The organism is Pseudomonas sp. EU05-FHT14B02 (assembly GCF_058791055.1).
This window is the reverse complement of sequence record NZ_JBYTDD010000023.1, coordinates 110924-117416: the sequence shown is the minus strand read 5'-3', so window position 1 is coordinate 117416 and position 6493 is coordinate 110924. Positions and strand designations below refer to the sequence as shown.

6 protein-coding genes are annotated in these 6493 nt (G+C 58.0%); 4 read left to right on the top strand and 2 right to left on the bottom strand.

Annotated features, from left to right (window positions below; translation table 11 throughout):
- The first annotated feature begins 214 nt into the window (after positions 1-214).
- Entirely contained in the window at positions 215-718 is a 504-nt protein-coding gene (gene rloA2 / locus AC3WTM_RS20805) for a retropepsin-like aspartic peptidase RloA2 (protein WP_102670824.1), read from the top strand.
- A gap of 54 nt (positions 719-772) precedes the next feature.
- On the opposite strand, the gene AC3WTM_RS20800 is transcribed toward rloA2, so the two are convergent.
- Positions 773-1840, bottom strand: a complete 1068-nt coding sequence (locus AC3WTM_RS20800; protein WP_102670825.1) for an RHS repeat-associated core domain-containing protein — start codon at positions 1838-1840, stop codon at positions 773-775.
- Positions 1841-2019: 179 nt separating this feature from the next.
- Between AC3WTM_RS20800 and creB the strand changes: the two genes are divergently transcribed.
- The 3 genes from creB to creD all read left to right on the top strand — a co-directional run bounded on the left by creB (position 2020) and on the right by creD (position 5605).
- On the top strand, positions 2020-2700 hold the full coding sequence (creB, locus tag AC3WTM_RS20795; RefSeq protein WP_102670826.1) for a two-component system response regulator CreB: 681 nt from the start codon (positions 2020-2022) through the stop codon (positions 2698-2700).
- Positions 2700-4118 (top strand): two-component system sensor histidine kinase CreC, encoded by a 1419-nt coding sequence (gene creC / locus AC3WTM_RS20790; RefSeq protein WP_102670827.1) that lies wholly within the window; start codon positions 2700-2702, stop codon positions 4116-4118. The genes creB and creC overlap by 1 nt, the downstream gene beginning before the upstream one ends.
- A gap of 116 nt (positions 4119-4234) precedes the next feature.
- The gene (gene creD, locus AC3WTM_RS20785; RefSeq protein WP_102685553.1) at positions 4235-5605 is read left to right on the top strand and encodes a cell envelope integrity protein CreD; all 1371 of its coding nucleotides are present in this window, start codon (positions 4235-4237) and stop codon (positions 5603-5605) included.
- 181 nt (positions 5606-5786) lie between these two features.
- Here the strand turns inward: creD and AC3WTM_RS20780 are convergent, their stop codons facing one another.
- The gene (locus AC3WTM_RS20780; protein ID WP_102670895.1) at positions 5787-6416 is read right to left on the bottom strand and encodes a glutathione S-transferase family protein; all 630 of its coding nucleotides are present in this window, start codon (positions 6414-6416) and stop codon (positions 5787-5789) included.
- Between the last annotated feature and the right edge of the window lie 77 nt (positions 6417-6493).

The following is a 6493-nucleotide window of genomic DNA, read 5'->3' as shown; positions in this document are numbered from 1 at the left end:
TAGCCTCCGAAAGACACCCTGTGAAAGCTTAGAGAATGATCACAGGGTGTGAGGGGGGAGCCATTTCATTAGTGGATTGGGGTGTACACAAGATGTGTGAACGACACAAAACCCTGTGGGAGCGTGGCTTGCCCGCGAAGCGATTCCAAGAACGAACGAATTGCCAACTGACTGTCTAAAATTTCGCTGCCCATTGCTCAAGGAAGCCCCATACGTGAAATCGCTCCTCGCACTGCTTTCTCTTCTGGCCCTGCCGGTCATGGCCGCCGAGCCCACGCTGTACGGACGTTACGAATACATCGCGCTGCCGGAAATTGGCGGTGAAGTGCTCAAGGCCAAGATGGACACCGGTGCCCTGACCGCGTCGCTGTCGGCCAAGGACATCGAAACCTTTACCCGCGACGGTGAAGACTGGGTACGTTTCCGCCTCGCGACCAAGGATGCGAGCAACAAGGTCTACGAGCATAAAGTCGCGCGGATCAGCAAAATCAAGACCCGTTCCGAAGAGGACGAGGATGAAGACGCCACCGCGCCCAGCAAGCGTCCGGTGGTCGATCTGGAATTGTGCCTGGGCAACGTCAAACGCACGGTCGAGGTCAACCTGACTGACCGTAGTAGCTTCAACTATCCGTTGCTGATTGGGGCCAAGGCGTTGCGTGAGTTTGGCGCGGCGGTGAATCCGGCGAGAAGGTTTACGGCGGACAAGCCGGATTGTTAATGAAATGAATGGGGCACCTTCGTTGGAAGGTGCCAAGCTAGATATGATCCGTGTTTAATAACCCGGCTCACCCCGACGTATACCCCTATTGCTAGTGGGTGGTTCTTTAAAGACGTTCAGCTCTCTGATTGCTATTTCACTGTCTATGGTTTGTAAAATGTTGCTCCTTTCGGTGCCGACATTTTGCCATTCACTTACAGTATTCCTAAATTGAGCAAGCTCTTCTGTTGGCATGTGTTCAACAGAGTCTGAAACAGCAGAATGACTTGAAGTGAGGGCGCCGCGATTCGGCGCCCTGTTAGGTGAGGTTGCTGAATTACCGCTTGTACTGGCTGCATTATTCAAACGAAGCTGCTGATCCATGTTCCTACCGTCGGAAAGTGCTTTGTCGAGCTCTTTTCGGAACTGTTCCTCCTCCTTTTTTGTCAGTTTTGCCTGCTTTTGTTTTCGGGGGATTTTAGAGGGGAGCTGTACGCGCTCTGGGTCGCCAGGAACTTGTTGCCATGCACCAATTTGTACAACGGTTTTGGGTTTGGCAGCTTTTTTCATCACGCCGATTTTTCTTAGAAAAATTTTAAGCGGACGCCAGGTGTGCCCCGTTGGATCATTGCGATTTACCGGTTCTCCTCCACAGTACGCATAAGCATTAACCCCACCCATCCCAAACGGACTCCTACTATCCGGGCTGTTAAACCGCATCAACACCGGATTGAACTGCCGATACCCATTGCCTAAATGATAATGCCCGGTCACCGGGTCCGGCCGTTCGCCATTGAAGCCGAGCAAGCTGAGCAAACCGTTTTCCGCCGGACGATGGCCGTAAGGTGTGTAGGCGAGGGGATTAGGTTGAGTGGCGTCCAGGGCATTGAGTATCGAGCGTTGTTGGTCGGTAGCCAGCAGGGTGGTGCCTACTTTGGCGTCGAGGCGACTTTGCTGGGCCAGCAACTGGTCGTCGTGCTGAAGGATGCTCCACCGAACGGCGCCCTGAATCTCAGTGGTCAGTCGGCTTTTGCAATGAAAACGCTGGATGGCGAGTTGCTGAAGTACTGTGCAGCCATTTTGGCGATCCAGTGGATCGTAGTGATAGCGACACAGTACAGTGTCACGGGATGTGTTAGACATGGGTTGAACTCCGTTCAAGGTCCGGATCGCATAAACTTAAGCATCGGAGTTTTTTCAGAAGCTGCCTACTAGCAGAACTGCTAGGTACTACAGACCTGAGCGACAATCAGCTCAGCCTGATTGACGCCGATTCCCCCTTGAGTCACCGTTCGCCCACATCACTGCCGGGCTCGGACGCCATGCCTCATATCCTGATTGTCGAAGACGAAGCGGCCATTGCCGACACCCTGGTTTTCGCCCTGCAAGGCGAGGGCTTCACCACCACATGGCTGAGCCTGGGCGCGGCGGCGCTGGAGCACCAGCGCCAGACCCCGGCGGATCTGATCATTCTCGATATCGGCCTGCCGGACATCAGCGGCTTCGAAACCTGCAAGCGACTGCGACGCTTCAGCGAAGTGCCGGTGATGTTCCTCAGCGCCCGGGATGGCGAAATCGATCGCGTCGTGGGCCTGGAAATCGGCGCCGACGATTACGTGGTCAAACCGTTTAGCCCTCGAGAAGTGGCGGCGCGGGTCCGGGCGATTCTCAAGCGCATGGTGCCCCGCACGGTGAGCGACCCGTCGGCGACGCTGTTTCGCATCGACAGTGAGCGTGTGCAAATCAGTTATCGCGGTCAACTGCTGACCCTGACCCGCCATGAATTCCGTCTGCTGCAATGCCTGCTGGAGCAACCCGAGCGAGTCTTCAGCCGCGAACAGTTGCTCGATGCCCTGGGTGTGGCGGCCGACGCCGGTTACGAGCGCAGCATCGACAGCCACATCAAGAGCGTGCGCGCCAAGTTGCGATTGGTGAAGGCTGACGCCGAACCGATCCAGACCCACCGCGGCCTCGGCTACAGCTACAACCCGGGACAAAGCTGATGCCGCTGGGAATCCGGATTTTCCTGGTCTACGCACTGTTCATCGGCCTGACCGGCTACTTTGTGCTCAACACGGTCATGCAGGAAATCCGCCCCGGCGTGCGCCAGTCCACCGAAGAAACCCTGGTCGATACCGCCAACCTGATGGCCGAGATCCTGCGCGACGACTTCAAGGCCGGCAGCCTCAACCAGAATCGCTGGCCGGAACTGCTCAAGGCCTATGGTGAGCGACAGCCCGGAGCGAAAATCTGGGGCTTGCCAAAGAATCAGGTCAACCACCGCATCTACGTCACCGACGCCAAGGGCATTGTCGTGCTGGACTCCAGCGGGACGGCGGTGGGGCAGGATTACTCGCGCTGGAACGACGTCTACCTGACCCTGCGTGGCGAATACGGCGCACGCTCCACGCGCAATGACCCGAACGATCCGGGGTCTTCGGTGATGCACGTCGGCGCGCCGATTCGCGACAACGGCCAGATCATCGGCGTGGTCACTGTGGCCAAGCCCAACAGCTCGTTGCAGCCTTATGTGGATCGCACGGAACGCCGGTTGCTGGTGTACGGCGCCGGGCTGATCGGCCTCGGTCTGCTGTTCGGCGCGTTGTTATCCTGGTGGCTCAGCCGAGCCCTGCGAAGATTGACGGTGTACGCCCAAGGCGTCAGTGAAGGCCGGCGGGTTGAAGTGCCGCATTATCGCGGCGGTGAGCTGGAGCAATTGGCCACGGCAGTGGAGCAGATGCGCACGCAGCTTGAAGGCAAGGCCTACGTCGAACGTTACGTGCACACCTTGACCCATGAGCTGAAGAGTCCGTTGGCGGCGATTCGTGGCGCGGCGGAACTGTTACAGGGCGAAATGCCTCCGGCACAGCGGCAACGTTTCGTCGGCAATATCGACAGTGAAAGTGCGCGCATGCAGCAGCTGATCGAGCGGCTTTTGAACCTGGCGCAGGTCGAGCAACGCCAAGGGCTGGAGCAGCGGGTGGCGGTGCCATTGGCAGCTTTGGTGGATGGCCTGCTGAACGCGCAATCTGCGCGAATCGAAGGTAAACAGTTGCGCGTAGAGCAAACGATTTCATCGGACCTGGTGCTGATCGGCGAGCCATTTCTGCTGCGCCAGGCGTTGGGTAATCTGCTGGACAATGCGCTGGATTTCACCCCTGTTGAAGGTGTGTTGCGATTCACCGCCGAACGGACAGGCGAGCAGGTCGAGTTCAAGCTTTTCAATCAGGCAGAGCCGATTCCCGACTACGCGCTGCCGCGTTTGAGCGAGCGTTTTTACTCGTTGCCGCGTCCCGACAGTGGGCGCAAAAGTACCGGGCTTGGGCTCAATTTTGTCGAGGAAGTGGTCAAGCTGCATGGCGGTACGATGAGCATTGGTAATGTCGACGGCGGTGTGGAGGTGAAGTTACACCTGCCTTAAGAGCGAGTTACGGCCAATCGCGAGCAGGCTGAATCTTCACACAATCTCCACATTCCCCCCATGGCTCCACCACATACCGAATCCAGACTCTCCCCATCCAAAACAGGGAGAGTCCCATGAACCGTAGCCTGACCCTAAAACTCGGGGCAATTGCCCTGTTGATTCTGTTGTTGCTGATTCCACTGCTGATGATCAACGGCGTGATCCAGGAGCGCCAGCAACTGCGCGACGGTGTGCTCGAAGACATTGCCCGCAGCTCCAGTTACAACCAGCAATTGAGCGGCCCGCTGATGGTGGTGCCGTATCGCAAAGTCGTGCGCACCTGGAAGACCCACGAAAAAACCAACGAGCGTTATCAGGAGGTCGGTGAAGAGCGCGGTCGTTTGTATTTTCTGCCGGAGCGCTTCGAACTCGTCGCAGACGTTCAGACCGAACTGCGTTCCCGAGGTATTTACCAGGCGCGGTTGTTCCATGCAGACAACCGCATTAGCGGCCACTTTTCCCTGCCGGTTCAACTGGGCATCAAGGAAGATTTCGCCGATTACCAGTTCGATCAGCCATTCCTCGCTGTTGGCATCAGCGACATTCGTGGTATCGAAAACGCTTTGAAGCTTGAACTCAACGGCCAGAACCTGGACTTCATTCCGGGCAGCCAAGTGAGCTGGCTGGGTGAAGGTGTCCACGTGACCCTGCCGGCGTTGGAAACAAAGCAGGCCACGGAGTTGGCCTTCGGTTTTGACCTGAAGCTGCAAGGCACCGGCCAGTTACAAATACTGCCGGTGGGCAAGACCAGCAAAGTTTCGCTGAGTGCCAACTGGCCGCATCCAAGCTTCATCGGCAACTACCTGCCTGCCCAGCGCGAGATCACTGATCAAGGTTTTACCGCCCATTGGCAAACCTCGTTTTTCTCCACCAACCTGCAAGAAACGCTGAACAGCTGCGTGTCCCGCGGTGGCTGTGAGGCGTTGTTCGGTCGCAGCTTCGGCGTGAGCTTCATCGAACCCGTGGACCAGTACCTGAAAAGCGACCGGGCGATCAAATATGCGCTGCTGTTCATCGTCCTGACCTTTGCCGGTTTCTTCCTGTTCGAAGTGCTGAAAAGCCTCGCGGTGCACCCGGTGCAATATGCGTTGGTAGGTGTGGCGCTGGCGTTCTTCTACCTGTTGTTGCTGTCGTTGTCCGAGCACATCGGCTTTGCCTTGGCGTACCTGTTGTCCGCCAGCGGTTGTGTGTTGTTGATCGGATTCTACGTTTGCCACGTGTTGCGCAGCGTGCGCCACGGCTTGAGTTTTTCTGTGGGATTGGCGGCGTTGTATGGGCTGCTCTATGGGCTGTTGAGTGCAGAGGATTACGCGCTGTTGATGGGGTCGTTGTTGCTGTTCGGTTTGCTCGGCGTGTTCATGGTGCTGACGCGGAAGCTGGATTGGTATGGGGTTGGGCAGAAAGCGGGGAAACCGCTGAACTTCGATATTGGAGCGGTGCAATGAGCCGGTCGGTGGGGTTGCGGGAAGATCAGCGGGAGGGGAGGGTATTGGCGACGCTGATTGCAGGGTTGTTTGCGTTAGATCCGTTGTGGTGCCATCGCGAGCAGGCTCGCTCCCACATGGCACCGCTGTCAAAGGTGGGAGCGAGCCTGCTCGCGAAGATGCCAGTACAGCCGGCGAAGTTCTAAACCTTCGGCATCGTCGCAATCATCGAAGGCCGCTGGCTCACCTCGAAATACCACGCCGCGAGTTGCGGATTCGCCGTGCGCCAGTCCAGATCCGGATGGCGCAGGTCCAGGTAACCCAATGCACAGGCCACGCTGATCGCGGCAACGTCGAAGTGGCAGGTCAGCTCGGCAATCGCGTCCTTTTCCAGCAATGCCAGGGCGCGACGGATCTTGTCGCGCTGGCCGTCGAGCCATTCGTCCCAGTGTTTTTCCGGGGGGCGCAGGGCGACTTCGTAGCGCACCAGCACGGCCGCGTCCATGATCCCGTCGGCCAGTGAAGCGAGGGTCAGGCGCCGCCAGCGGGCCGAGCCTTCGCGGGGGATCAGCGGGTTACCGACGTGCTGGTGGTCGAGGTAGTCGAGGATGACCCGGCTGTCATGGATGACATTGCCATCGGCCAGGCGCAGGGCCGGGATTTTGCTCAGGGGGTTGTCGTCGATCAGGGTCAGGTCCGGGTTGACCGGGGTCAGTACGCTGGTCTGTAACGCTACGCGGTTCTGTTGTCCGGTTTCGTGCAGCAGCACCATGACTTTGCGAACGAAGGGGGAAAGCGGGTTGTGGTACAGGGTCATGCTCGGGGCGGACATGGCAGCGTCTCGGTCGGTGGCAGTGTCGGGCAGCATAGCGCGTTGGTCTGATTGCTCAAGCATCATGGCTTGGCCCC